1 rRNA gene is annotated in these 444 nt (G+C 52.5%); it reads left to right on the forward strand.

The features are described from left to right. Window positions 1–104: 104 nt before the first annotated feature. Window positions 105–444: ribosomal RNA gene (locus AC0IYH_RS29410) — 16S ribosomal RNA — on the forward strand; the annotation flags it as partial.

The raw sequence follows: 444 nt of genomic DNA on the forward strand, positions 1-444 counted from the left end.
TATCGAAGTAATACTTCGATGGGCTCATTAAGAATATGTGCAGAGCGGCTCCTTGATGTGATGCTGGCTGGCGAGGGCATTCCACCTTGGCTGGTTGGTGACATAAACTTGAGAGTTTGATCATGGCTCAGAATGAACGCTGGCGGCATGCCTAACACATGCAAGTCGAACGATGCTTTCGGGCATAGTGGCGCACGGGTGCGTAACGCGTGGGAATCTGCCCTTAGGTTCGGAATAACAGTTGGAAACGACTGCTAATACCGGATGATGACGTAAGTCCAAAGATTTATCGCCTGAGGATGAGCCCGCGTAGGATTAGGTAGTTGGTGTGGTAAAGGCGCACCAAGCCGACGATCCTTAGCTGGTCTGAGAGGATGATCAGCCACACTGGGACTGAGACACGGCCCAGACTCCTACGGGAGGCAGCAGTGGGGAATATTGGAC

The organism is Pseudomonas sp. AC463 (assembly GCF_979253585.1).